The 22702-nt window shown below is 66.4% G+C and carries 27 protein-coding genes; 7 read left to right on the top strand and 20 right to left on the bottom strand.

Features of this window, described 5'->3' with window-relative positions; all coding sequences use genetic code 11:
- Nucleotides 1-48: 48 nt before the first annotated feature.
- Together dctP and ABV606_RS09760 are read right to left on the bottom strand one after the other, a co-directional pair.
- On the bottom strand, nt 49-1170 hold the full coding sequence (gene dctP, locus ABV606_RS09765; protein ID WP_353987544.1) for a TRAP transporter substrate-binding protein DctP: 1122 nt from the start codon (nt 1168-1170) through the stop codon (nt 49-51).
- A gap of 38 nt (nt 1171-1208) precedes the next feature.
- Nucleotides 1209-1676: a cupin domain-containing protein gene (locus ABV606_RS09760; RefSeq protein ID WP_353987543.1), complete on the bottom strand. Its 468-nt coding sequence runs from the start codon at nt 1674-1676 to the stop codon at nt 1209-1211.
- An 84-nt stretch (nt 1677-1760) separates the two neighbouring features.
- On the opposite strand from ABV606_RS09760, the gene ABV606_RS09755 reads away from it, so the two are divergent.
- From ABV606_RS09755 to ABV606_RS09740, 4 genes are all read left to right on the top strand, one after another.
- The gene (locus tag ABV606_RS09755; RefSeq protein WP_340309601.1) at nt 1761-2522 is read left to right on the top strand and encodes an IclR family transcriptional regulator; all 762 of its coding nucleotides are present in this window, start codon (nt 1761-1763) and stop codon (nt 2520-2522) included.
- Nucleotides 2523-2642: 120 nt separating this feature from the next.
- Entirely contained in the window at nt 2643-3188 is a 546-nt protein-coding gene (locus ABV606_RS09750; protein ID WP_353987542.1) for a nuclear transport factor 2 family protein, read from the top strand.
- Between the two features lie 59 nt (nt 3189-3247).
- On the top strand, nt 3248-3589 hold the full coding sequence (locus ABV606_RS09745; protein ID WP_353987541.1) for a hypothetical protein: 342 nt from the start codon (nt 3248-3250) through the stop codon (nt 3587-3589).
- Between the two features lie 4 nt (nt 3590-3593).
- Nucleotides 3594-5207 carry an FAD-dependent oxidoreductase gene (locus ABV606_RS09740; RefSeq protein WP_353987540.1) on the top strand — a complete coding sequence of 538 codons (1614 nt, stop codon included), beginning with the start codon at nt 3594-3596 and terminating at the stop codon, nt 5205-5207.
- 104 nt (nt 5208-5311) lie between these two features.
- Here the strand turns inward: ABV606_RS09740 and ABV606_RS09735 are convergent, their stop codons facing one another.
- From ABV606_RS09735 to ABV606_RS09715, 5 genes are all read right to left on the bottom strand, one after another.
- Nucleotides 5312-6091, bottom strand: coding sequence for an SDR family NAD(P)-dependent oxidoreductase (locus ABV606_RS09735; RefSeq protein ID WP_353987539.1), 780 nt, complete (start codon nt 6089-6091; stop codon nt 5312-5314).
- Nucleotides 6088-6429, bottom strand: coding sequence for a cupin domain-containing protein (locus ABV606_RS09730; RefSeq protein ID WP_353987538.1), 342 nt, complete (start codon nt 6427-6429; stop codon nt 6088-6090). Before ABV606_RS09730 ends, ABV606_RS09735 begins: the two co-directional genes overlap by 4 nt.
- Nucleotides 6429-7304 (bottom strand): hypothetical protein, encoded by an 876-nt coding sequence (locus tag ABV606_RS09725; protein ID WP_353987537.1) that lies wholly within the window; start codon nt 7302-7304, stop codon nt 6429-6431. The genes ABV606_RS09730 and ABV606_RS09725 overlap by 1 nt, the downstream gene beginning before the upstream one ends.
- Nucleotides 7304-8416, bottom strand: a complete 1113-nt coding sequence (locus ABV606_RS09720) for an SDR family oxidoreductase (RefSeq protein WP_353987536.1) — start codon at nt 8414-8416, stop codon at nt 7304-7306. Before ABV606_RS09720 ends, ABV606_RS09725 begins: the two co-directional genes overlap by 1 nt.
- 127 nt (nt 8417-8543) lie before the next feature.
- Entirely contained in the window at nt 8544-9023 is a 480-nt protein-coding gene (locus ABV606_RS09715) for an Lrp/AsnC family transcriptional regulator (RefSeq protein ID WP_281489403.1), read from the bottom strand.
- Between the two features lie 161 nt (nt 9024-9184).
- Here ABV606_RS09715 and ABV606_RS09710 point away from each other — a divergent pair, with 161 nt between their 5' ends.
- Nucleotides 9185-11494, top strand: a complete 2310-nt coding sequence (locus ABV606_RS09710) for a transketolase-like TK C-terminal-containing protein (protein WP_435415555.1) — start codon at nt 9185-9187, stop codon at nt 11492-11494.
- Between the two features lie 86 nt (nt 11495-11580).
- Here ABV606_RS09710 and ABV606_RS09705 read toward each other — a convergent pair whose 3' ends face one another.
- Nucleotides 11581-12390, bottom strand: a complete 810-nt coding sequence (locus ABV606_RS09705; protein WP_281489402.1) for an IclR family transcriptional regulator — start codon at nt 12388-12390, stop codon at nt 11581-11583.
- 130 nt (nt 12391-12520) lie between these two features.
- Between ABV606_RS09705 and ABV606_RS09700 the strand changes: the two genes are divergently transcribed.
- Nucleotides 12521-13369 (top strand): fumarylacetoacetate hydrolase family protein, encoded by an 849-nt coding sequence (locus tag ABV606_RS09700; RefSeq protein ID WP_353987534.1) that lies wholly within the window; start codon nt 12521-12523, stop codon nt 13367-13369.
- Nucleotides 13370-13415: 46 nt separating this feature from the next.
- Nucleotides 13416-13850, top strand: coding sequence for a cupin domain-containing protein (locus ABV606_RS09695; RefSeq protein ID WP_281489400.1), 435 nt, complete (start codon nt 13416-13418; stop codon nt 13848-13850).
- 64 nt (nt 13851-13914) lie between these two features.
- On the opposite strand, the gene ABV606_RS09690 is transcribed toward ABV606_RS09695, so the two are convergent.
- The 12 genes from ABV606_RS09690 to ABV606_RS09635 all read right to left on the bottom strand — a co-directional run bounded on the left by ABV606_RS09690 (nt 13915) and on the right by ABV606_RS09635 (nt 22645).
- The gene (locus tag ABV606_RS09690; RefSeq protein WP_353987533.1) at nt 13915-15591 is read right to left on the bottom strand and encodes an alpha-amylase family protein; all 1677 of its coding nucleotides are present in this window, start codon (nt 15589-15591) and stop codon (nt 13915-13917) included.
- 128 nt (nt 15592-15719) lie between these two features.
- Complete coding sequence (locus ABV606_RS09685; RefSeq protein ID WP_353987532.1) at nt 15720-16688, bottom strand: TIGR03885 family FMN-dependent LLM class oxidoreductase; 969 nt, start codon at nt 16686-16688, stop codon at nt 15720-15722.
- Between the two features lie 63 nt (nt 16689-16751).
- Entirely contained in the window at nt 16752-17819 is a 1068-nt protein-coding gene (locus ABV606_RS09680; protein ID WP_353987531.1) for a mechanosensitive ion channel family protein, read from the bottom strand.
- Between the two features lie 91 nt (nt 17820-17910).
- Nucleotides 17911-18492 carry a GNAT family N-acetyltransferase gene (locus ABV606_RS09675; RefSeq protein WP_353987530.1) on the bottom strand — a complete coding sequence of 194 codons (582 nt, stop codon included), beginning with the start codon at nt 18490-18492 and terminating at the stop codon, nt 17911-17913.
- A 47-nt stretch (nt 18493-18539) separates the two neighbouring features.
- A complete protein-coding gene (locus tag ABV606_RS09670; RefSeq protein WP_281489395.1) occupies nt 18540-18761 on the bottom strand; it encodes a helix-turn-helix domain-containing protein in 222 nt (73 codons plus the stop codon).
- Nucleotides 18761-19240 (bottom strand): DUF2975 domain-containing protein, encoded by a 480-nt coding sequence (locus tag ABV606_RS09665; protein WP_353987529.1) that lies wholly within the window; start codon nt 19238-19240, stop codon nt 18761-18763. The genes ABV606_RS09670 and ABV606_RS09665 overlap by 1 nt, the downstream gene beginning before the upstream one ends.
- Nucleotides 19241-19395: 155 nt before the next feature.
- Nucleotides 19396-20040, bottom strand: a complete 645-nt coding sequence (locus ABV606_RS09660) for a DUF1345 domain-containing protein (protein WP_353987528.1) — start codon at nt 20038-20040, stop codon at nt 19396-19398.
- Between the two features lie 75 nt (nt 20041-20115).
- Entirely contained in the window at nt 20116-20703 is a 588-nt protein-coding gene (locus tag ABV606_RS09655) for a dihydrofolate reductase family protein (RefSeq protein WP_353988811.1), read from the bottom strand.
- A 104-nt stretch (nt 20704-20807) separates the two neighbouring features.
- Nucleotides 20808-21269, bottom strand: coding sequence for a phage tail protein (locus ABV606_RS09650; protein ID WP_353987527.1), 462 nt, complete (start codon nt 21267-21269; stop codon nt 20808-20810).
- A gap of 150 nt (nt 21270-21419) precedes the next feature.
- Nucleotides 21420-21782, bottom strand: coding sequence for a zinc ribbon domain-containing protein YjdM (locus ABV606_RS09645; protein WP_353987526.1), 363 nt, complete (start codon nt 21780-21782; stop codon nt 21420-21422).
- Between the two features lie 77 nt (nt 21783-21859).
- Complete coding sequence (locus tag ABV606_RS09640) at nt 21860-22201, bottom strand: hypothetical protein (protein WP_353987525.1); 342 nt, start codon at nt 22199-22201, stop codon at nt 21860-21862.
- 141 nt (nt 22202-22342) lie between these two features.
- On the bottom strand, nt 22343-22645 hold the full coding sequence (locus ABV606_RS09635; protein ID WP_353987524.1) for a hypothetical protein: 303 nt from the start codon (nt 22643-22645) through the stop codon (nt 22343-22345).
- Nucleotides 22646-22702 lie beyond the last annotated feature (57 nt).

Below are 22702 nucleotides of genomic sequence, written 5' to 3'. Positions count from 1 at the left end.
ACTGCGGGAAGGCTCAGTTCGGCCTTCCCGCAGTCGACTCAGGACGGATCAGCGCTCGGCGCAGCGCTCCATGCCGTTCTTGGAGTCAGCGCTCTGGTTCGCCTCGAGGGCGTCCTGGTACTGCTCCCAGAAGGCGTCGACCGCGTCAGCGCCCACACCGGCCGAAGCGCTCTTCTGCTTCCAGTCGTTGAGCACGGAATCACCCACAGCGCTCTTCCACTTATCAGTCTCCGAGGCGGGCCAGACGGATGTTCCGCCGCCCTCGGCGATCAGGGCGTCGCAGGTCTCGTCCTCGATGCCCGAGAAGATGCTCAGGTACTCGTCCTGGAACTCCGCGAAGACCTCCTCGAACAGGCTCTTGTGCTCGTCGGAGAGGCCATCCCACACGGTCGGATTGATCACCACGACGTTGCCGGCGTAGGTGCCGATGCCGGTGTCGACCACGAAGGGCGACACCTCCTGAAGGCTTGCCGAGGTGATGGTGTCCATCAGCATCGAGGCGTAGCCGTCGATGGTTCCGCGTTCCATGCCCTCGTAGATCTCTCCGAGCGTGATGCCGACCGGGTTCGCGCCGACCGCCTGGAGTGCGTTGGCGGTGTAGCTCGTCGCGCGGACATTCTTGCCCTTGAACCAGTCGACGCCGGTGATCTCTTCGCTCGACGAGACTATGCCGGTGGGACCGCCGATGAACGAGAGCTGCTTGGTCTGGGTGCGCTCCCACTCCGCTTTGAAGTCCTCGTTGTTGTCGAAGAGCTCGTCAATCGCCGCGGTGAGGGCGGCGGGATCGGAGTTCTGGAACGGCACCGAGATCGCCTGGGTCAGCGGAAGCTCACCCGGGTTGTACGACATGGTCGCGACGCCCATGTCGGCGCGATTCTGCGCGACGCCGGGAATGACGTCAGGCCCCTTCAGCAGAGCCTCGGCGAAGAAGATCTCGATGTTGATCTCGCCATTGCTGCGCTCCTTCAACTCGTCGGCCGCCCACTGGATGGCGACTGCGGGCGGAGCTGCAGGACCGAGATAGGTGGCGAGCTGCAGATTGACGGTCTCACCGGTCGAGCCATTGTCGCCGTTGGCGTCGCCGTTGCCGGCGCCACTGGTGCAGCCGGCGAGCATGGCCGTTGCGGCCACGAGCCCACCGATTGCGGCGAGAGTGCGGTGTGTTCTCAAAACTCCTCCTCGAGTCTTCATTGGTTTGTAATTGCAGGTCAGGCCCGCTCGAAGCCGTCGAGCGTGCTGTCGTCGACATCGTCAAGGTTGACGACGATGTTGTCGGGGGTTCGGGCCGTCATCCATACGAGGCGCTCGGTCGGGCTCATGTTCGCCTCGATGTGCGGCATGTACGGCGGGATCCATGCGAAGTCGCCAGGGAGCATGTCGACGTATTGCGAGTAGCCCTCGCCGTAGTAGATGCGGCCGTGGCCTTCGGCGACATAGCCCGCCGTCTCGGCTTCTCCGTGGTGATGCGGAAGCGAACGCGTGCCGGGCTCGTTGATGGCGGTCTGGAAGAACAGCTTCTTAGCGGGAGTGGTGCGCGGACCCACGCCTTCGAGCCGAAGGAGCCCTTCGGTCTGCTCGGTATCGCTCCCGGTCGGGTCAGGGCGCCGCACGAGCGGTGCGAGCGTGGCGATGTCGATGTCTTGCATGTGCTTGTGTCGCTCCCTTCGGATGGCCACCTCGCCATCCTGTGCGGAAGAGATTCCCACGCCACGGACAACATCGCGATTGCTTCCCGCATCATGGGAAGCTAATCTGGGCCGATCGAAACCATCAAGTCAGTCCAGCAGGCACTCCGGGTGCTCCGTCACGTCTACGAGCACCCGCAGTCGACCATGTCCGACATCGCGCGCGCGAACGAGCTGTCGACATCCACAGCGCATCGAATACTCGCGACCCTCGAAGTAGCCGGCTTCGTCAGCCGGGACGACGACCGCGGCTTCACAGGCGTGCCGGTCGGTCAGCAGCGCACGATCGACGACTCGATCGCTCACTGCGTGGAAGTCGCGCAACCTCATCTGCGAGCTTTGGGCAGCGTCACGGCCGAGACGGTGCACATCGCAACGCTGCGCGGAAGCCTCGTGGAGTTCGTCGCCGCGGTGGAGTCGACGAAGCTCGTGCGCGTGTCGAGTCGTGTCGGATTGCAGGTTCCCGCCGGCGCAGCCGCAGCAGGCAAGATGCTGCTCGCCTCGTTGCCTCAGCACGAGTTCGACGCGCTCGAGCCGACGGTCGCCGAAGCACTCGGGAGCGCGGCGCACCCGCTTCAGGCCTCGCTGCAGTCGGTGATCGCCCAGACCCGCAGCCTGGGCTTCGCGCGGAACATCAATGAGACCGAGGACGGCATCTACGCGCTGGCCGTGCCCATTCGCCGACCGGTCGGGCCGGTGCTGTGCTCGCTCACGATCACGGCGCCGACAACTCGCATGCCCCCGCTCTCGCACTCGAAGATGACTCCGGTGGAACGGTCGTGGCTTGAGGAATTGCGGCGATCCGCTCGGAGCATCGAACGCGCCCTCTTGCACTGACCTAGTCGGACCGTCAGTCGGCGACGGCCCCTGCCCAGCGTCCCGCAAGACGGGAATCGGTTGTTCGCTTCCCATGCTGCGGGCACACTCATCCCGTCGGATTTCCAAGGAGGGGAACCCATGGAAGAAATCGCCCGCGCGATCGCCGAACTGCGCGCCGTCGAGGACATCAAGCGTCTCAAAGCGCGGTACTTCCGCCTGATCGACACGAAGCAGTGGGAGAAACTCCGCTCGTGCTTCACCGCCGACTGCACGTTCGAGGGCCTCTGGGCCGGCGGCGACGGTGCCGACGCGTTCATCACCAGCATCCGCACGAACCTCGCGGAGGTGCCCACGGTGCACGCCGGGTACATGCCCGAGATCGAGGTGCTCGACGAGAGCACCGCCCGCGGTATCTGGTCGATGACCGACTACCTGGAGTGGGAGCCCGACGCCCTGGCGTATCGCGGTGTCTCTGTGCCGGGCCAGCGCGGCATCCGTGGCTACGGCCACTACTCGGAGGAATACACCCTCACCGAAAGCGGCTGGCGCATCAGCCACCTGCGTATGACGCGCTTGCGCATCGACCCGCTGGTCGGCGAGCGCGAGCCCGTGCACACGAACTTCATGCCCCCGGTGCGCGACGAGTGGCTGCCAGGCGACCGCTGGCTCGACGAGCTCGCCTGAACCCCGCTCCACCGATCGCCGCTTCGCACCACCACGCCCAAATTCGAAGGAGAACCACCGTGTACGACGCCATCCTGCTGGTCCAGACCAATTGCACTCCCGGGCACGAAGAGGAGTTCGAGCGCTGGTACATCGAGACGCACCTTCGCGATGTGACCGCGCTGCCCGCCTTCACCGCTGCAACCCTGCACCGGAACGGCGAGGTGCCCTTGCACCGGGATCAGCCTGCGCCTGAGGCGAAGTTCGGCTACGTCGCGGTGTATGAGATCGAAGGCGACCCGAACGTCGCGGCCATGCAACTCGCCGACGCCCGCAGCGGTATGGCGCTCAGCGAATACCTCGAGGCTGAGAAGTGGAGCATCGTCTACAACCGCATCAGCGACCGCGTGACCGGGGCCTGACGCCGTGCGGGTCTGGAACGGGGAACTGCTCGACGGGTACGACGTCGTCGTCGCGGGATCCGGCGCGATCGGCCTGACCGCGGCCCTAACCGCCGCGGCGGCCGGCAAGTCGGTGTGCGTGCTTGAGAAGTCGCAATACCTCGGGGGCACATCGGCCATTTCCGGCGGCACCCTCTGGATCGCCGCGAATGGTCCGATGTTGCGTGGCGGTGGCACCGACTCGCGCGAGGACGCACTGCGGTACCTGAAGGCGCTCACGAAAGGCAGGCACCCGGAGGAACTGCTTGAGGCTGTCGTCGACACCGGCCCCGACATGATCGAGTTCGTCGCCGAGCACGGGCTCAAGTTCAACTCGGTGCTCAACTACCCCGATTACCGGCAGGATCTCGCGGGTTCGAGCAAGGGAGGGCGCTCGCTCGACCCGCAACTGTTCGACAGCACCGCGCTCGGCGAACTGCGAGCCGCAGTGCGTCCCGACCCCCGCTTGCCCTTCACCATGGAGGAGTATGAGGCCTGGGGCGCGTTCACCCGGTTCCCGTGGGACGAGCTGAAAGCCCGCAAAGAGCGCGGTCTCACGTCTCGTGGGCTCGCCGTGGTCTCATCGCTGGTGGCCGCTCTCGCGCGCCTCGGTGTGACACTCGTGACGGAGGCACCGTTCGCGTCACTGCTTCGGGAAGGCGAACGCGTGACCGGCGTGCGTGTGGGAGACCTAGAGGTCTCCGCACGCGATGGGGTCGTGCTCGCCACGGGCGGTTTCGAGTGGAACGACGACATGCTCAAGCAGTTCATCGGCGCGCCGTTCATCGCGAGGTGCAGCCCCCCGCACAACACCGGCGACGGCATCCGCGCGGGTGCCGCGATCGGAGCGACGCTGCGGAACATGCATGAGGCCTGGTGGGCGCCCTACGCCCAATTGCCGCACGAGAAGATGGACGGCGCGCCGAACGCGACGCTGCTGCGCTTCGAGCGACAGGGGCCGGGCTCGATCATCGTCGACCGGCAGGGCAACCGGTTCGTGAACGAATCGCAGAACTACAACGACCTCACCCGCGCCATGCACGCCTATGAGCCGCGCGACCACGCGCCCGCGCACCTGCCCGCGTGGGTGATCGTCGACGCCGACTACGTGCGTCGCTACGGGCTCTTCGACTTCCGGCTCGACCAGCCCCTCCCCGAGTGGCTTGTGAGCGGAGACTCAGCGGCCGAACTGGCAGAGCGGCTCGAGATGCCCGCGGACGCCCTGCGAGCAACGCTCGACCGGTTCAACCGGTTCGCCGCCACGGGCGAAGACCTCGACTACTCACGCGGCGCCAGCGCCTATGACCGCTACTGGGGCGACAGCACGCGGGGCCTCCCCAACCCGGCGCTCGCGCCCCTCTCGGAATACCCGTTGTTCGCGTTCGCGGCGATCCCGGGCGGGTTCGGCACATGCGGCGGACTGGCGACGGATGCCGATGCCCGCGTGCTCGATTGGAACAACCAGGTCATCGACGGCCTCTACGCCGTCGGCAACACCAGCGCGCATCCCGCGAGCGGCGGCTACCCGGGTGCCGGCGCCACCCTCGGGCCTGGCATGACGATGGCGTACCGGGCGGGCAAGTCGATCGCCTCCAGCTGAGACTCGACCGGGCTGCCGAGTTGACGACCCCCGGCAGCCCGGTCGCTCATACGCGAACGGCGGCTCCATATGGAGCCGCCGTTCCTCTGCTGCGAGCTGCCGGGTCAGATGCTGCGCGATTGACCGCCGTCGACCGTCATGTTCGTCCCGGTGACGAAGGATGCCTCAGGCGAGGCGAGGAACGCGATCGCGGCGGCCACCTCCGCGACCTCGGCTGGGCGGCCCTGCGGAAACGCCTCGGACATCGCGGCGCGCGCGGTATCGGCATCCGTCGCCGTGCGCTCGGCGTGCATCTCGACGAGCCGCTCCCACCGTCCGGTCGCGGTGGGACCCGGCGAGACCGCGTTGACGGTGATGCCTTCCGGAGCGAGTTGCGTCGCAGCGGCGCGGGTGAGCGAGATGAGCGCCCCATTCATGGTGCCCGCGACCGCCATCGCGGCTCCCGGCTCCTTGCCCGCTGAACCGGCCACAAGCACGATGCGGCCCGAGTCGCTCTTGCGAAGCTCTCGCAGCGCACCGCTCATCAGCCGCTTCGCTCCGAGCACCTTCTGCTCGAACGCGTCGCGCCACGGCGCGTCGTCCCACTCATCGAACGTGCCCGAGGGCGCGGCGCCGACAGAGTGGACGATCACGTCGAGCCGGCCGAATCGCTCGACGGCGAGGCGGACCGCAGCATCGATGCTGGCCTGGTCGGTCGAGTCGAGCACTGTGCCGACCACCTCGCCCGGCCCGTCAAGGCTTCGAGCCGCGGCGTTCGCCCGCTCAGCGTCCCGTCCGCCGACGACGACGTCGACGCCCTGCGCCGCGAGCGCACGAGCAGCGCCGAGTCCGATGCCCGCTGTGCCGCCCGCGATGAGCGCGACACGACGCGCCTGCCCGCTCATCGTTCCACCGGAATGGTGTCGTCGGGGTCGAAGGGCACCTTGAGGTACGTGAGCACAGCCGGCTCATCGGTGTCATTGCGCACGCCGTGCACCGAGCCGATCGCGATCACGCACTTGTCGCCGGGGCCGAGCACCAGGGCCTGGTCGTCGATCTCCAAGGTGATGCGACCTGACTGCACCACCACCACTTCACGGTACGTGCGGTGATAGTGGTGCTGCATGGTCTGGCCGGGCGCGAACTCCTGCGTGCCGATCGCCAGGTCATCCGAGTCGGCGCGCACACCCGTCACCGGTGGGAGGATGACGTCTTCCTCGAGCTGGACCGAGACGATCTCCATCAGCGCTCCACCAGGATGCGTGCGGCCTCTTTCGCCGGCATCCCGATCTTCACACCGAGTTCGAGCGCGAGCTTGTTCGCGGCGCTGATGACGCCATCCTGGTAGGTCGACAGTCCATCCCCCATGCGGGCGGTCTGCACCGAGACTGAGGCCCCGGGTATGCCAGCAGCGGCGGTCGGCTCAAGCGCCGCCGTGCCCGACTCGTTCCGACCGAATCCGCCGTCGGAGCAGATGAAGCCGTAGGGACGGTGATCGCAGATGTAGTCGATCACACTGCGACCCGTGTGACCGGCTGTGCACAGCACGTTGCGGTCGGTGTCTTCCGGAAGGGCATCGATGATCGAGTTCATTGAGACGATCTGCCTGCCCTCGGGCGTCTCGAAGTGCACCTTGCGCGCGATGTAATCGGGGGCCGGCAGTTCAGCAGGCTTGTCGAGCATGAGCTCGGCTGCACGCTTCACCGTCATACCGGGCTCGATGCCCAACTGCGTCGCCACTCCGTTGACGCGCGAGATCACTCCGTCGTTCCAGAGCGTGTCGCCATTGCCGAGTTCGACCGACATGATGTCGGCCGCGGCCGCCGGGATGCCGAGCGCCTCGAAGTACCACAGGCCTTGGATGCCGGCGCCGTCCTTGCCGATGGCGCAGTCGACCCCGATCGCGCCGAGCGGCTTCGCCTCGTTCACGAGCACCGCGCAATAGACGCCTGCGTACGAGGCGTTCACGATGATCTCATCGCCGGGCCGTGCATCGGCTTCCTTCGCGTGGAACGGGGCGTGGGTCGAGGAGTCGAGGACGACCACTCGTCGTTGCCCACGCTCGATGGGGAACCTCCGCTCGATGCCGCCGCTGGGCGCGTCATGAGTTGCTGCCATCAGAATTCCCTCCACAGTGGGGTACCGGTCACCGGAACCGGGGGGATGACCCCGGCTGCTGAGTAATGCGCGAACAGATCGCGAAAGCTCCGTTCACTGCGCACGAAATCTGTGAAGCCGAGCTCGCGGGCTTTGCCCGAGTCGGCGTGGATCTCGATCTTGCGCCCGAGGTCTCCGTCGGTATGCCACGGAGAGGCGACACGATCGAGGTCGTCTTCGATCAGGTTGTGCTTATCGGCGATGCGCTTCCAGATCGGGGCCGCGTCGGCGAGGAGCGTCTGCATCGGCCGGACTTCACCGTTGAACCCCTCCGGCTCGACGCCGAGCATCTCTGCGATGCGCGGCCACATAGTACGCCAGCGGAAGAAGTCGCCGTTCACGGTATTGAAGGCCTCGTTGCGCGCCGCTGGCGTGGTGCTCGCCCAGATCATCTGGGCAGCAAGGATCCGCGAGTCCGTCACGTCGCCGAGTGCGTTCCAGCGGACTTCCGAACCGGGGAAGATGAAGGGCTTGCCCAACTCCCGGCAGATCGCGGCGTAGACGGCGATGGTGAGGAACATATTCATCGCGTTCCCGACGGAGGCCCCGACGATGGTGTGGGAGCGGTGGACGCTCCAGGTGAAGCCCTGGCGCTCGGCAGCGTCGAAGACGGCATCCTCTTGCGCATAGTAGAAGTTCTCGACTGGCAGGCGCGGCGCGCGCTCGTCGAACGGGGTGTCGGATGACGGAGCGATCTCGCCCTGCTGATTCGGCGACCCGATGTAGTGCTTGAGACCGGTCAGCAGCGAAACGTGCTCCACTCCCCCGCGCTCTCCGAGCACGTCCATGAGGTTCCGGATCATGAGCCCATTGACGCGGATGTTCTCGGCCTCGGTATTGTGCCGCTTCCACACCGTGATGTACACGTGCGAGGGCGACCTGTCGCCGAGCGCCTCGGCGATCGAGGCGCGGTCTTCGAGATCGGCGCGACGCTGGTCGACATCCGTGAGACCGTGCACTCGCCCTCGCGAAAGACCCACGACCGGCACCCCCTCGCGGTGCAGGTGGTTCGCCACCGCGCTTCCCGCGATGCCGCTCACGCCGACGACCAGTGCATCTCGGATCTCAGTCAAGCTTCGCCTCCATAGCGCGGTCCGGCGTCAGCGCCGGGTGTTCGAGTGCAAGCAGGTTACATGCGCCCTCCCGCCTATCGGGATTGAGTGCTGATCTTCCCGGAGTGCGGGATGCCGCGGCAGTTCCCTAGTCGAGCAACTGCTTCACCCGGTACGGCACCAGCGGGCGCATGACCAGCGCAGTGCTCGTGCGTTCGACGCCCGGGATGCCGAGGATCGCACCGGCGACCCGATACAGGTCGTCGGCATCACGCGCCACCACGTCGACGATGAGGTCGACATCGCCGGAGATGCCATTGACCTCGAGCACTTCAGGAATGTCGGCGAGCGCCGTGGACACGCTGGCGAGCCGTCGCTGCTCGACGGTGGTGAAGACGAACGCGCGCAGCGGGAAGCCGAGGAACGCCGGGTCGACCGCCCGGTCGAGACCACGAAGACCGCGGCCTCGCCAGTAACGCTCCAAGCGGGCGCGCACAGTGTTCCGCGAGACGCCGACGGCATCCGCGAGCCCGGATTGCGAGGCCAAGGGATGACGGAGCATCGCCGCCAGCAGCCGACGGTCTATCCGATCCGCACGGTCGCTCATCCCGCTGTCGGGACTCACCATTCTGCTACCTCCTTGGACGACCTCACCTGAGCGAACTGAGCAAAATGATCAGTCATCGGAGCCTAGCTTGCGCTTTGACTGATCGCTGGAGTGCAATCAACGCAATCTGCAATGAAGGAGCTACCGTGATCGACCACGCGACACTGGCGTCGCCCGCCGCCATGACGGCGAACGACGAACTCACCTCGACCCTGCGCTGCATTGAGCGTCGCGTGATCTGGCTGGCTACCTCGATCGTCCACCACGCCAATCGTCGCCGTCCCAATCCTTCAGGGCTCAAGGTGGGTGGCCATCAGGCGTCCTCTGCCTCGATCGCGACGATCATGGCCGCCCTCTGGTTCGAGCACCTCCGACGCGGCGATCGCGTATCTGTGAAGCCGCACGCGAGCCCTGTGATGCACGCCATCAGCTACCTCCTCGGCCAGCTCGAGGCGCCTCAGCTCGAGACCCTGCGGCAGTTCGGTGGCTTGCAGAGCTACCCCAGCCGTCGGAAGGATCCCGTGCCGGCCGACTTCTCAACCGGCTCGGTCGGCATCGGGGCGACAGCCCCCATCTGGGCAGCGATCGCCAAGCGACAGACGGAGCGCTTCACTGGCTCGCACACCCGCGTGCGCCATTACTCGCTCGTCGGTGACGCTGAACTCGACGAGGGCGCCGTGTGGGAGGCGGTCTTCGATCCGATGGTGCGCGAACTCGGCGAAGTGGTCTGGATCGTCGACATCAATCGCCAGTCGCTCGACCGCATCGTTCCGCAGATCGCGGCAGAGCGCTTCGAGCGCGTGTTCGCAGCCGCCGGCTGGCAAGTGCTGACCGTGAAGTTCGGCGAGGAGCTCGAGGCATTGTTCGCACGACCGGGCGGCGAGCGCCTGCGCGAACGGATCATCGCCATGTCGAATGCCGAATACCAGCGGATGCTTCGCCTGCCCGCGACCGAGCTACGAGCCAAACTGCCCGGCATGGGGCCGCATGCTGAGGCTATCCACGCCCTCATCGACGGTCTCGATGATGCAGCCCTCACGAGCGCGATCGGCAATCTCGGGGGTCACGACTTCGTCGCACTCCGCCGAGCCTTCGAGCGGATCGATGACACAGTTCCGACGGTGATCCTCGCGTACACCGTGAAGGGCTATCTGCTTCCGACGGCGGGTCATCCCCAGAATCACTCAGCGCTGCTCACCGAGGAGGAGTACCGGCAGTTCGCGGTTGAACTCGGCGAGGATGCCGACTCTCCGTGGTCGAGATTCGACACGTCGAGCGCTGCAGGCCGACTCAGCGCTGAAGTCGCGACCCGGTTGCACCGCACCGACCCGGAAGCGGCGGCCACACCGTTCGAGCCGCCGGTCGACTTCGGCCACACTCCACGAGGCACCGCCGCGACCCAGGCGGCGCTCGGGCGCGCGCTGCTCGACCTGTCGCGTAGCGCGCCCGAGCTCGCGCGTCGTGTGGTGACCGTGAGCCCCGACGTGAGCTCGAGCACGAACCTCGCGGGCTGGATCAACAAGGTCGGCGTGTGGGCCCCCGCCCCTCGGAAGGACTGGTTCGACGGCGATGGCCAGACGATGCTGCACTGGCGCGAGGCGCCGGAGGGGCAGCACATCGAACTGGGTATCGCTGAAGTCAATCTCGTGAGCCTGCTCGGAGAGCTCGGCGCGACATGGAGTCGCGACGGCCAGCCGCTGATTCCGATCGGAACGATCTACGACCCGTTCGTCGAGCGCGCTCTCGAGCCCTGGTCATACGGCATCTACGCGGGCGGCCAGTCGATCCTCGTCGGTACGCCGTCAGGTGTCACACTCGCGCCAGAGGGCGGCGCGCACCAGTCGATCAAGACCCCGTCGATCGGGCTCGAGCAGCCGGAATGCGTGAGCGTCGAGCCGGCGTTCGCGATCGAAGTCGAATGGCTGCTGCTCGATGCGATCAGTCGTCTCGGCAGGCAGGACGGGACGTCCACCTATCTGAGATTGTCGACCCGCCCCGTCGACCAGGCGCTCGCAGAGCTGCCGACTGATGCTGCCGGGCGGGCCCAGCGCCGAAAGCACGTGGTTGCCGGGGGGTATGTGCTCCGCCCTGCGGCCGATCCGCACGTGCGCATTGCGGCGATGGGCGCGATGGTGCCCGAAGCCCTGGAGGCCGCATCGATGCTGCTGCTGTCCGGCATCCGAGCCGAGGTCGTCGTCGTGACCAGCGCCGACAAGCTGTTCCGCGCGGCCCAGGCCCGAGCAGGGCTCGACGACGCGCCGAGCTGGATCATCGAGCAACTGTTCCCCGCTGCTGTGCCGGCACCGCTGGTGACGGTGCTCGATGGGCATCCGCACACCCTTGCGTTCCTCGGCTCGGTGGCGAAGAGCGAGGCGAGGCATCTCGGGGTGTCGAAGTTCGGACAGTCCGGTGATCTCGACTCGGTGTACGCATGGCATGGCATCGGGGCCGCAGACATCGCCGGGGCGGCTCTCGATCTTGTTCGGCTCTGATCGACGCTCGGTGCCGAGACGAAGGCGGTCCAGCCCGCACGGGCCGCGGCTCTCACGCGAGCAGTTCGAGCCCAGGGGACGCCAACTCAGGGGCGGTGGAACTGCCAGGGCTGCACGGTGCCTGCGTCTCGGTGTCGCGCCACCACTTCGGACGCGGCTCGCGCCAAGGCGAGCAGGCGTTCCTCGGAACCGCGCGTGAGCGGTACGGAGACGACCAGCGCCGAACGATCGCGCCACGAGCTGCCGTCGAGCGGCACTGCCACCGAGTTCACGCCGGGCTCCGACTCTCCATGCGTGATCGCGAAGCCGCGCTTGCGGATGCGCTCGAGGTCGGCGAACAGCTCGCGCCTGGAACGGATCGTCGCCGGCGCTCGCGTGGGCAATGGGTCGTTCGGAAGGATCGCGGCGACTTGCTGATCGTTGCACGCGGCGAGCAGCAGCTTGCCTGCGGCCATCGCATGCGCCGTGGCCGTCATGCCCACCCGCGGACCGATGTCGTCTTCGAACTGAGAACGGCGGCCGTCGACAGCCAGCACCTGGTCGCCGACGAGCACTGCGATGTGCACGGCCTCGCCATCGGTCGCGTCATGCGCGTCTTGCAGCACCGGCCGGTACCGGGCCTTCGTGGCGCGATCGACACCCCGGATGCCGGCGAGCTCGAAGAGCGCCGGCCCGGCGATGTACCCCCGCCCGGTCGACGAGAGCGACGCGTAGCCTCGGCTCTCCAATGTGGCGAGGTGGCGGTGCGCCGACGACCTGCTGATCCCGAGGGTGCGCGCCACCTCTCCCACGGTGATGCGATCGCGGGCGACGAGTAGTTCGAATACCCGCAGACCGACCTCGACGCCGGTCAAGCGTGAGGCATGTGCGGTGGCGGCATCCGCGTTGTCCCTCATACCGGGACAATACCCGCGCGTGCTTCCATGTTCCGGGAGACCGGCTGGAGACTGACGTTCAACCGGGTCTGCCCGCAGTCTTGTTCACCGACCAGCACGCATCAGGCGGGTCACGTAATAGGGAGAAGCGATGAAGCTCGCCTCGTTCGAGTACGACGGGCGCCCCTGCTGGGGCGTGCTCGAGGGCGATGGGGTGCGCCTCGTCTGCTCCGCGAGTGCCGCGCGCGACCGCACCCTCGGGCAGGTGCTTCGTGAGGGCGACCTTGAGCGCGTGCTGGACGACGCCCGCGGCGCGTCGGTCGTCGCCGTCGGTGAGATCCTCTTCCTGCCACCAGTGACGGATGCCGAGAAGATCATCTGCATCGGCTTGAACTACGCGGACCACGTGCGGGAGATGAACCGCCCAATGCCCGAGAAGCCCGTGGTGTTCACCCGATTCAACGACTCGCTCGTGGGAGGCGGAGCGCCGCTCGTCGCACCCCGAGCCAGCGACCAGTTCGATTACGAGGGCGAGCTCGCGGTTGTGATCGGCAAGGGCGGCCGCAACATCGCGCCCGAAGACGCAATGCAGCACGTGCTCGGCTACACGATGATGAACGACGGCTCGATGCGCGACTATCAGCGCCACACTCACCAGTTCGGCCCGGGCAAGAACTTTCCGCGAAGCGGAAGCCTCGGGCCCGCGATCGTCACCGCAGACGAGACAGGACCACTCGGCAACCGCCGAATCAGCACGCGGGTGAATGGCGAGACGGTGCAGCAGTCGTCACTCGATCAGCTGGTGTTCGACGTCGCAGCCCTGATCGCCTACTGCTCAGAGTGGACGCAACTGAACGCCGGCGACGTGATCGCGACGGGCACCCCCGGCGGTGTGGGCGACGGTCGCGAGCCGAAGTTGTTCCTCAAGCACGGCGATGTCGTCGAGGTCGAAGTCGATGGCCTCGGGGTGCTCTCGAACCCGGTCGTCGGCGAGCGCTGACTGCCCCCTGCAAACCCACCCGGACGCCCAAGAAATGGAGTCACCAATGCCTGAACAGCAAGCACTCAAGAAGCTCTCGGTGCAGCGCAAGGACCAACTGCCCGAAGCACCCGGCCAGACCCTCAACGCCCGCCGCATCTCCGGCGTCAGCGTCGAGAACACCGAGGTCGAGAACCTCTGGTTCGGCAAGGTCTACACCGGCCCCGGCGAGATCTCCGACCCCCACCACCACGGCGAGGCCGAGACCGGCGGGTACGTGTTCAAAGGCAATGGGTTCATCCGCTTCGGCGACCGCTACGAGAACATCGTCTACATGAGCGAAGGCGACTTCGTCTATGTGCCGCCGTTCGTGCCCCACATCGAAGGCAACCTCAGCCACAGCGAAGAGCTCATCTGGATGACCACCCGCACCCCCGACAACATCGTGGTCAACCTCGAGAACCAAGACGTCGCCGATATCGACATCGAGTGGGTCGACTGAGGTCGCCTGGCGCTGACCGCTGAGCGAGGACCGCAGGCGTTCTTTCGCCCGACGTTCGCTGCGCTCACGGAACGGCCAGCTCACCTTCCCGGCGGACGCGGAGCCACTTGTAGCCGTACCCCTCGAGCGCGAGTTCGAGTCGGCCCTCTGCCGGTGTCAGACCGTCGCGTTCCAGCAGGTCGGAGATCTCCAGTTCGGCTTCAGGATCTCCGTCGAGTTCGAGCGTGACGACCGCAGGTTCGGCCGCGAAGTTGTGCACCGCGATCACGCTCGACCCATCGAGGTCGCACCGATGCGCGAGTACAGCCGGATTCGGCTGCTCGATCACCGAGAACTCGCCCCAGCCGAGTTCTGCGCAGCGGCGTCGGGCTCCGATGAGCGTGCGCATGAATGTCCAGAGCGAGTCGCGATCGTGGCGCTGGTCGGCGGCATTCACGTGGGGCGGTCCATAGCCGTCGGGCACCGGGCGCTGGATCAGCTTCCGGGAGGGCGCCGTCGAGAAGCCACCGTTCGGGCCGGCGCTCCATTGCATCGGAGTGCGCACAGCCATGCGCCCCTCCGCCTCGAGGTCCTCTCCCATTCCGATCTCTTCGCCGTAATAGATCGTCGGGGTGCCCGGCAGCGAGAACATGAGGCTATAGGCCATGCGGATTCGGCGAGGGTCACCGCCGAGCATCGTGGGCAGCCGCCGCTTCAGCCCCCGCCCGAACACCTGCATCGCGGGATCAGGGCCGAACGCGTCGAACACCTCTTGCCGCTCCTCGTCGGTGAGCTTGTCGAGCGTCAGCTCGTCGTGGTTCCGTAAGAAGTTCGCCCACTGGCACGTCGGGTGCACCTCGGGGCGGGCGAGCAGCGCGTTCACCAGCGGCGCTGCCTCACCTCGCGCGAGCGAGAGATACGTGGCCTGCATGCCGATGAAGTCGAACATCATCGTGAGCTCGTCGCCCGCATCCTTGCCGAAGTACTCGTACTGCTGATCGTGCGGCAGATTCACCTCGCCGAGCAGCATCGTGCCTCCCTTGCGGCGGCCGAGGAAGGAGCGCACCTCCTTCAGCAACTCGTGCGGGTTCGCGGGCACCGTGTCGCCTGACTCGGTCTCGATGTCGTGAGTGAAGAACGGCACTGCGTCGACGCGGAACCCGTCGACCCCGAGCTCGAGCCAGAACCCGATGGTGCGGAGTATCTCGTCTCGAACAGCTGGGTTCGCGACGTTGAGGTCCGGCTGGTGGCTGTAGAAGTGGTGCAGGTACCACTCGCCTGTGCGATCGTCCTTCGTCCAGATCGAATCCTCCTGATCTGGGAAGACGACCTGTTCGCTCGTGTCAGGCGGCTCAGTGGCCCGCCAGACGTAGAAGTCGCGGTACGGGTTGTCGCGGCTCTTCCGTGACTCCTTGAACCACGGATGCTGGTCAGACGTGTGATTGACGATCAGATCGATGATGACTCGGATGCCGCGATCATGCGCGGTGCGCACGACCTCCACGAACTCACCGTGGTTGCCGAGGCGCTGGTCGACACCATAGAAATCCATCACGTCGTACCCGTCGTCGCGATCTGGGCTCGGATAGAAGGGCATGAGCCACAGGCAGTTGACGCCGAGTTCCGCGAGATAGTCGATGCGCCGGGCGAGGCCGCCGAGGTCGCCGACGCCATCGCCATTGGTGTCGAGGTACGTCTCGATGTCGAGGCAGTAGATGATGGCGCTCTTCCACCACAGGTCGCTGGTCTGGGTCACGCGCATGTCGGGTGCTCGTCTCCTCGTTGTTCGGTTCGAAATCGTCCGGTTCGCGATCGTTCGGGTCGCGATCGTTCGGGTCGTCACTTCAGCGCTCGGCGTCGGCGAGCGCCCAGAGTCAAAGCCGCGCCGCTTCAGCTCTGCAACGCAGGCAGCACGTGCTCGGCGAACGTCTCGATGAACGCCTGCTGCTGTTGACCGACGTGATGCAGGTACAGGGTGTCGAAGCCGAGCTCCGCATACTCGACGAGCCAGTGCACATGCTCACCGGTCGACTCCGAGATGCGCACCACTTCATGCACCGCCCCCATGCCGACGTGCTGCGCCATCGCGTCGAAGGCTGCCGTCGAATCGGTGTCCGACGGAACCGGTTCGGCGAAGACGTTGCTGCGCCACTGATCGAACGCGATCGCTTCGGCCTCATGCCGCGTCGGCGCCCACGACAGATGCACCTGCAGGGCCACGGGCCCGCGCCCGCCGGCATCCCGGTATGCGTCGATGACTCGCCGCAGCGTGTCCACTGGCTGGCTGACCGTGATGAGCCCGTCCGCCCAGGATGCGGCCCGGGCAGCTGATTCGGGAGAGATCGCCGGCGCGATGAGCGGGGGAACCTCGTCGGGCAGATCCCAGAGCTTTGCCCGGTCGACCTTCACGCCGACATCCGTCCCCTCGCGGGTGACCTCCTCGCCCGCGAGCAAGCGCTTGATCACATCGACCGATTGCTCAAGGCGCCGTTCGCGCTGCTGCTTCGGCGGCCAGCCCTTGCCGGTGATGTGCTCATTCATCGCTTCGCCGCTCCCGAGCGCCGCCCAAGTGCGCCCCGGGAACATCTGAGCGAGGGTCGCGAGTTGATGCGCGAGCACCGCGGGGTGGTAGCGCTCCCCCGGAATCGCGAGCGTGCCGATGCGAAACGACGTCGTCGCCAAGGCTGCCGCCAGCCATACCCAGGCGTTGCCCGAGTGCCCTTGGCGCTCGCTCCACGGCGCGAAGTGGTCGGAGCACATCGCTGCGTCGAACCCGGCCCGTTCTGCTGATTGCACATCAGTCAGCAACTGGCGCGGGGAGATCTGCTCGTGCGAGGCATGGAACCCGATGCGAGTCATGGTTCCAGAGTGAAGGATGCCGCGAGCACCGCAACCCGACGGCCGCCGACCGTCGGGGCTCTCTCAGGCGGAGGCCTCCTCGGCGCGCACCGCTGGCGTCGCCGTGAGTTCCACCCTGCTGACCGGCAGGGCTTCGGGGTGCTCACGCCGCACCCATTCGACCATCGCCTCGCGCACAAGGCAGCGCAGGCTCCACTGCTCGTCGGAGTTCCTGGCCGAGATCAGGGCGCGCACCCGCACATGGCCGCCGGTCGCGTCTGTGATCACGAGGCTCGAGGCGCGGCGATCCCAGAGCTCGCTCGCGTCGATCACGCGGTTGAACTCCTCGCGGAACGCTTCCAGTGGCACGCGCCAGTCGAGGTCGAACTCGATCGTGCCGAGGATGAGGTCGGAGCGTCGCGTCCATGACTCGAACGGTTGGGTCGTGAAGTAGGTGCACGGCAGCACGAGCCTGCGCTCGTCCCACACGTGCACGACGACATAGCTGAGCGTGATCTCGCCGATCGTGCCCCATTCGTCTTCGACGACGACCACGTCGCCGACTCGGATTGCGTCGCTGAATGCGAGTTGGATGCCGGCGATCAGGTTGCCGAGGGTCGATTGCGCTGCGAGGCCCGCGATGATGCTCACAATGCCCGCGGATGCGAGCACGCTCGTGCCGATCGCGCGCACCTCTGGGAAGCTGAACAGCACGGCCCCCATCGCCAGCACGGCGATGATGACGATGACGAGCCGCTTGATCACCGTGAGCTGCGTGCGCATGCGCCGCCCCTGCGCGCCGACAACAGCGGTGTAGCGATGCGTGAGGCGTTCGAGCCCGATCGATACGAGCCCGGCCAGCAACCAAGCCCCGGTGATCACGCAGGCGATCAAGAAGGCGTGCGAGATCGCCGGCCACCAGCTCTGCTTCGCCGGCGCCGTCATGCCGCCTGCGATCCAGACCGCGATGAGCAGCAGCAAGAGGTCCAGGCGCGGTCTCACTCGCTGGTAGGCGGCGCGGAGCGCGGGATGCCGCCGGGCAAGGCCTGCGACGACGATTCTTGCCGCGATCGCTGCTGCGACGGCGGTGACGACCGCGATCGACATCACGATCAAGGTGTTGAGCCACGGGTCGAGGCCTGAGAACGGCATGGTCTCCTCTCGTTCGTGCGCCCTCCCCTGCACGCCAGAGGGCGGCCACCCAGGCTAGTCGATGCGCGGAGCCCGATGCACTCGGCGGGCTCTACGCGAACGCGCGGCGCATGAGCACTCGCGGGAACCCGCCGGCGACGGCATCCGTCTTCGCCGCTTCGACGAAGCCCGCTCGTTCGAAGGTGGCTCGTGTGCCGACGAAGGCCATGGTCAAGTCGACCTTCGCGCCGCGATTATCGACCGGATAGCCCTCGACGGCCGGCGCTCCGTTCGACCGCGCGTACTCGACGGCTCCGGCGAGCGCGGCGTGAGAGACACCCCTGCCGCGAAATCCGGGGCGCACTCGAATGCACCACACCGACCAGACGGGAAGGTCGTCGATGCGTGGGATCTTCGTAGAGCGTGCGATGGGCAGGTCGGCGCGAGGCGCGACCGCCGCCCAGCCCGCGACTTCACCGTCGACGTAGGCGAGCACGCCCGGGGCCACTGGCTGACGTGTGAGCTGCCGAACGAAGCCGCCGCGCTCGCTGCCGCGAAGCGCTTGGTTCAGCTTCGCGGGGATGCGGTGGCTCAAGCACCAGCACACCGACGCATCGGCGTTCTTCTTCGGGCCGAGCATCAACGCGAGATCGTCGAACCGGTCGTGGGTGGCTGCGTGCACCTCGATGTCCACCGCTCCACGGTACGTCGGGAGATCGACGGCGCACCAGGAGCAGCGCCTCAGCCGGCCGGCTCGTCGTCGGGCACCCAGCGGAGGATGTCGCCCGGCTGGCACCCGAGTACGCGACAGATGGCGTCCAATGTCGTGAAGCGTACGGCTTTGGCTCGGGAGTTCTTGAGCACCGAGATGTTCGCGATCGTGATGCCGACGGCATCCGCGAGTTCTGTGACCGACATCTTGCGTTTCGCGAGCTCGACGTCGAGGTCGACGACGATCGCCATCAGACGACCTCGGTTAGGTACTGCGCCTGATCGGCCGCCTTGAGCAGGAGGCCGCGCAGCACGAACACGACGAGCGCGAGCGCGGCGCACGCGATCCCAGCCCCGAACGCGAGCAGGAAGAGCCCGGGAGGGCCGGCGTTGCCGGTGAATCTGCGCACCAGCAGCACCGTCGCGATGAGCGCACCGGCCAGCAGCAGGGCGACGATGATCGCGTCCACGAACTTGAACGCCCGCGCACTGAAGATCGCATCGCGTCGCACCATCGACAGCAGTCGCCAGATGCACCAGAGCACGACCTCAGCACAGGCGACGAACAGGATGCCGAGCACCAGGAAGGGCATGTGCATCCACTCGATGCCATCGCCCGCCTCAGCGGCCTCTGCGGCCGCGATCGGCACGACGACGACTTGAGCTGCCACCGCGATCACGAACAGCACCGCGATGAACACCTTGGCCAGCACGATTGCGAGGTTCGTCATTTTTCCACTGGGCTCCTGCTGAGCTTGTCGGTATTCAATAAACATATATCGAAATTCGGTAAGAAGGCAGTCCGGCGGAGACGACTCCCCAGCCACCTCTGCCACCGGCCGGAGTGTTCGAGCATCACTCGCTCGTATGGCCGGTAGCGCCTCGATCAGCGCCCCAGACTGGTGACCAGATTGATGACGGTGGCGAGGATCACAGCGCCGAAGAGGTAGGCGGTGAGGGTCTGCGCGATGACGATGCGACGGATGCGATTGGCCGTCACGTTCGTGTCGGCCACCTGGTAGGTCATGCCGAGTCCGACCGCGAAGTAGGCGAAGTCGGTGTACTCAGGGCTTTCACGTTGGTTGAACGAGATCCCTCCGATGGGCTCGGTGTAGTACTCGCGGGCGTAGCGCAGCATGTAGTCGACCTGGATGAGCACCCAGGATGCCGCGACGCCGAGTGCCGCGATCCCCGCGAGCAGGTACCCCTCCATCGGCGCCGCGACGCGCGCCTGCAGCACGACGACACCGACTGCGACGAGGCTGACGAGGCTGCCGATGATCGCGATGAGCCGTGCGACTCGTCGCCCCGGGTCTTCGGCGGTCGCGTGAGCACTCGTCGACGCGGCATCCATCGGCCAGACGACGAGGAGCACCCAGGTCGAGTTGGTGAGCGCGAGGGTGCCCCAACCGCCCACGACTGCAACGGCCGGTCCGAACGCCCACCAGAGGAGCGCTGCCGCGATGAGGCCGAGTGCGACGGAGATCGACATGCGCACCCGCGCCTGCCGATGCGCCGCCAGATCAGCCATATCCGCATCGTATGCGCGCGCGGTACATGCCGCGACGCCAGTTATCCGGCCGCGAGCGGCTTGTGAGCCCTCTGCCTAGCGCTTCAGCGGCCCGTCGAGACGAGTCGGAATGTACTCGACCAGCTGCAGGCGGCCATCGAACGTCCGGCTCTCGACCATGTCGAGAAGGAAGTCGGAGTAGCCGTCGTAGATCCGCTCTTCGCCGGTGCGGCCCGTGATCACCGGGAACATGACCACGCGGAACCGGTCAACGAGCCTCGCTTCCATGAGCGAGCGGCAGAGCGTGAGGCTGCCGAGCGTTCGCAGAGGCTTCTCGCCGGTGCGCTTCATCTCGGCCACCGCCTCGACAGCATCCCGACTCACGAGCTGGGTGTTCGGCCAGGCAAGCGGCGGCTGGAGGGTCGACGAGAACACGACCTTCGGCATCGCAGCGAGCCCGGTGAGGCTGGCTGCCTCATCGGCCGAGTACGCATCGGGGGATGCCTCGGCATCCTCGCCCAGGTTCAGCATCAGCCGATAGGTGTTGGCGCCCATGAGCGTGATGTATTCGTCGTCGTCCTGCCCCGCGAGCCACTCGAGGTACTCGGGGCCTTCGAGCCCCCAGAACCCCGGCCATCCCTCCCCCGACGCGTAGCCGTCGAGCGTAGTGATGAAGTCGACCATCAGTGGTTGGCCCTGCACAGGATCACCATTCGCCACTGTTCACTCCCTTCCTGACCGCCCGCGACCCGTCCCTTCTCGGTCGCATGCCGCCCCAGCTTCGACAGTCAGTACTCGCCCTTGATCACGAAGTACGACCCGCGAATCACTCCGGCGAGCTTCGACTTCTGGCGTGCGAACTTGAACGCTGCAAGCTCCTCCGGAACCTCCATGCCCTCGGCGAGCTTGAACCCAACGGCGCGCTTCTGCCCATCTTCGAGCCCGTACATGACATTGATCGAGAGGCCGGACTCATAGAAGACGTACGACATCATCGTGCCGTCCACCTCGAAATCGGAGGTCTCCAGCGCCGGCGACCCGATCTCGATGCCCCGCTCCTGCTTGAGAACGTGCGCGACGCGCTCGACGATCTCGGGCGATTCGCTCGCAGGTTCGGTCGTGAACGTGTGGTCGAACTTGTTCCTGTAGTACCGCGCCTCGTTCGCGCGAACACCGGCCAGCGCGTCAGCGAACGGCGACGATTCGAGGCCGACCGTGCTGACGTTCTCGAAGTCGACGACATACGGCATTGGCGCTCCTCGGCTCTGAAGGACGTTCGCTACAACGCTAGACCTCTCTGCCCGATCGCACAGCGCCCGGATGCCCGGTCATCGAGTGGGGCCCCTTCGCCGATGCCTTCGCACCCGTCCGTCTCGAAGATGCGGTCACCGGCACGGCCGTCAGAGAACCTTCTTCACCACGCTCGACTTGAGTTGCATGCGGCCGAATCCCGGAACGGTCGCGTCGATGTCGTGATCGCCGACGCCGTCGTCGATCAGCCGGATGCCGCGCACCTTCGTGCCGACTTTGACGACGCCGCCGCCGGCGCCCTTGACCTTGAGGTCCTTCGAGATGGTCACGGTGTCACCGTCGACAAGCACGTTGCCGACCGAGTCGCGCACTATCCGAGATGCCTCCGCTTCCCCGTCAGCGGAGGCATCCGCCGACCACTCGTGACCGCACATCGGGCACACGAGAAGCGCGCCTTGCTCATAGGTGAAGGTCTCCTTGCACTGAGGGCAAGGAGACAATACGTCAGACATCCAACCGGAACTCCATCGAAGAACGGTACCAAGTCGACGATTCGCCTGTGCCGCCATCCGATCCAGTGCGCTCGTCACTACCCAGCGCCCGAGCCGCTCCCAATCAGCGGGTGGGTCACCACCACGGCAGCGATGATGGCGACCGTCGCGACCACGAACGCGGTTTCCAACAGGGGCGGCCGGCGACCGAAGGCGACGGCACGGATGACACGCACCAAAACGGCGACGCCAACGACTATGGCCGCGATGAGGAGTACCCAACCGGCGACGAACAGGAGAGTGAAGCCCGCTTCTGCACTCGGGCTGACGAACCCGATTGCGTCGCCGACGGCGAGTGACAGTCCGGCGCACGCGGCCAATGCGAGCGCCACTCCGGCTGCTACGGCAGTCGGTCGTCGATCGCGTCCGGTGGTCTCCATGCAACGAACGCTATTGGAGCCCCCGGCAACAGATCAATGACTCTTCGGGGCGGGTCTCCATACCCGTCAGTGGTCAAACAGGAAGCGGAACTCCACCGCATTACGTCACGGATAGGCATCACAGCCCCTCGATCGGCGACCCTAGAGCACGAGCGGGACAGTGAACCCGCCCGAGAAGAGCACGGCACCGAGTCCGACAACCGCCAGCCCCACGAGCACGATGTGTAAGAGGGTGCGCACCCACCCCCACGACTGCCCGGCCCGAGCAGTGAGGATCAAACCCAACGTCGGCACGATCATGAGACCGCCGAACAGCAACGCAGGGGCGACGCGGACATCGGGCGCAGGACACGGATTCGCGAGCGCACACAGCGTCGGAAGGCTCTGAGCCAGACACATGAGCAACCACGTCACCAGCAGAATGACGATCGCTGGCAGCATCATTGCTGACAGGCTCAAACGTCGTGCTTCACGAAGCTCCACATCGCCACTTTGGCAGAA

Source organism: Ruicaihuangia caeni (assembly GCF_040536845.1).
Taxonomy (GTDB): Bacteria; Actinomycetota; Actinomycetes; order Actinomycetales; family Microbacteriaceae; genus Ruicaihuangia; species Ruicaihuangia caeni.
Note: the sequence above shows the minus strand (reverse complement) of the source record. Positions and strands in the feature narration are given on the sequence as shown.

What these genes read in the sequence shown, in the direction of transcription:
- ABV606_RS09725 (WP_353987537.1), bottom strand. Translation starts at nt 7,304, where the DNA reads ATGGCAGCAACTCATGACGCGCCCAGCGGCGGCATCGAGCGGAGGTTC.
- ABV606_RS09645 (WP_353987526.1), bottom strand. Translation starts at nt 21,782, where the DNA reads ATGTCTGACGTATTGTCTCCTTGCCCTCAGTGCAAGGAGACCTTCACC.
- ABV606_RS09685 (WP_353987532.1), bottom strand. Translation starts at nt 16,688, where the DNA reads ATGACTCGCATCGGGTTCCATGCCTCGCACGAGCAGATCTCCCCGCGC.
- ABV606_RS09750 (WP_353987542.1), top strand. Translation starts at nt 2,643, where the DNA reads ATGGAAGAAATCGCCCGCGCGATCGCCGAACTGCGCGCCGTCGAGGAC.
- ABV606_RS09655 (WP_353988811.1), bottom strand. Translation starts at nt 20,703, where the DNA reads ATGGTCGACTTCATCACTACGCTCGACGGCTACGCGTCGGGGGAGGGA.
- ABV606_RS09695 (WP_281489400.1), top strand. Translation starts at nt 13,416, where the DNA reads ATGCCTGAACAGCAAGCACTCAAGAAGCTCTCGGTGCAGCGCAAGGAC.
- ABV606_RS09660 (WP_353987528.1), bottom strand. Translation starts at nt 20,040, where the DNA reads ATGGCTGATCTGGCGGCGCATCGGCAGGCGCGGGTGCGCATGTCGATC.
- ABV606_RS09700 (WP_353987534.1), top strand. Translation starts at nt 12,521, where the DNA reads ATGAAGCTCGCCTCGTTCGAGTACGACGGGCGCCCCTGCTGGGGCGTG.
- ABV606_RS09670 (WP_281489395.1), bottom strand. Translation starts at nt 18,761, where the DNA reads ATGGCGATCGTCGTCGACCTCGACGTCGAGCTCGCGAAACGCAAGATG.
- ABV606_RS09730 (WP_353987538.1), bottom strand. Translation starts at nt 6,429, where the DNA reads ATGGAGATCGTCTCGGTCCAGCTCGAGGAAGACGTCATCCTCCCACCG.
- ABV606_RS09635 (WP_353987524.1), bottom strand. Translation starts at nt 22,645, where the DNA reads ATGATGCTGCCAGCGATCGTCATTCTGCTGGTGACGTGGTTGCTCATG.
- ABV606_RS09705 (WP_281489402.1), bottom strand. Translation starts at nt 12,390, where the DNA reads ATGAGGGACAACGCGGATGCCGCCACCGCACATGCCTCACGCTTGACC.
- ABV606_RS09665 (WP_353987529.1), bottom strand. Translation starts at nt 19,240, where the DNA reads ATGACGAACCTCGCAATCGTGCTGGCCAAGGTGTTCATCGCGGTGCTG.
- ABV606_RS09640 (WP_353987525.1), bottom strand. Translation starts at nt 22,201, where the DNA reads ATGGAGACCACCGGACGCGATCGACGACCGACTGCCGTAGCAGCCGGA.
- ABV606_RS09715 (WP_281489403.1), bottom strand. Translation starts at nt 9,023, where the DNA reads ATGGTGAGTCCCGACAGCGGGATGAGCGACCGTGCGGATCGGATAGAC.
- ABV606_RS09690 (WP_353987533.1), bottom strand. Translation starts at nt 15,591, where the DNA reads ATGCGCGTGACCCAGACCAGCGACCTGTGGTGGAAGAGCGCCATCATC.
- ABV606_RS09735 (WP_353987539.1), bottom strand. Translation starts at nt 6,091, where the DNA reads ATGAGCGGGCAGGCGCGTCGTGTCGCGCTCATCGCGGGCGGCACAGCG.
- ABV606_RS09650 (WP_353987527.1), bottom strand. Translation starts at nt 21,269, where the DNA reads ATGCCGTATGTCGTCGACTTCGAGAACGTCAGCACGGTCGGCCTCGAA.
- ABV606_RS09710 (WP_435415555.1), top strand. Translation starts at nt 9,185, where the DNA reads ATGACGGCGAACGACGAACTCACCTCGACCCTGCGCTGCATTGAGCGT.
- ABV606_RS09680 (WP_353987531.1), bottom strand. Translation starts at nt 17,819, where the DNA reads ATGCCGTTCTCAGGCCTCGACCCGTGGCTCAACACCTTGATCGTGATG.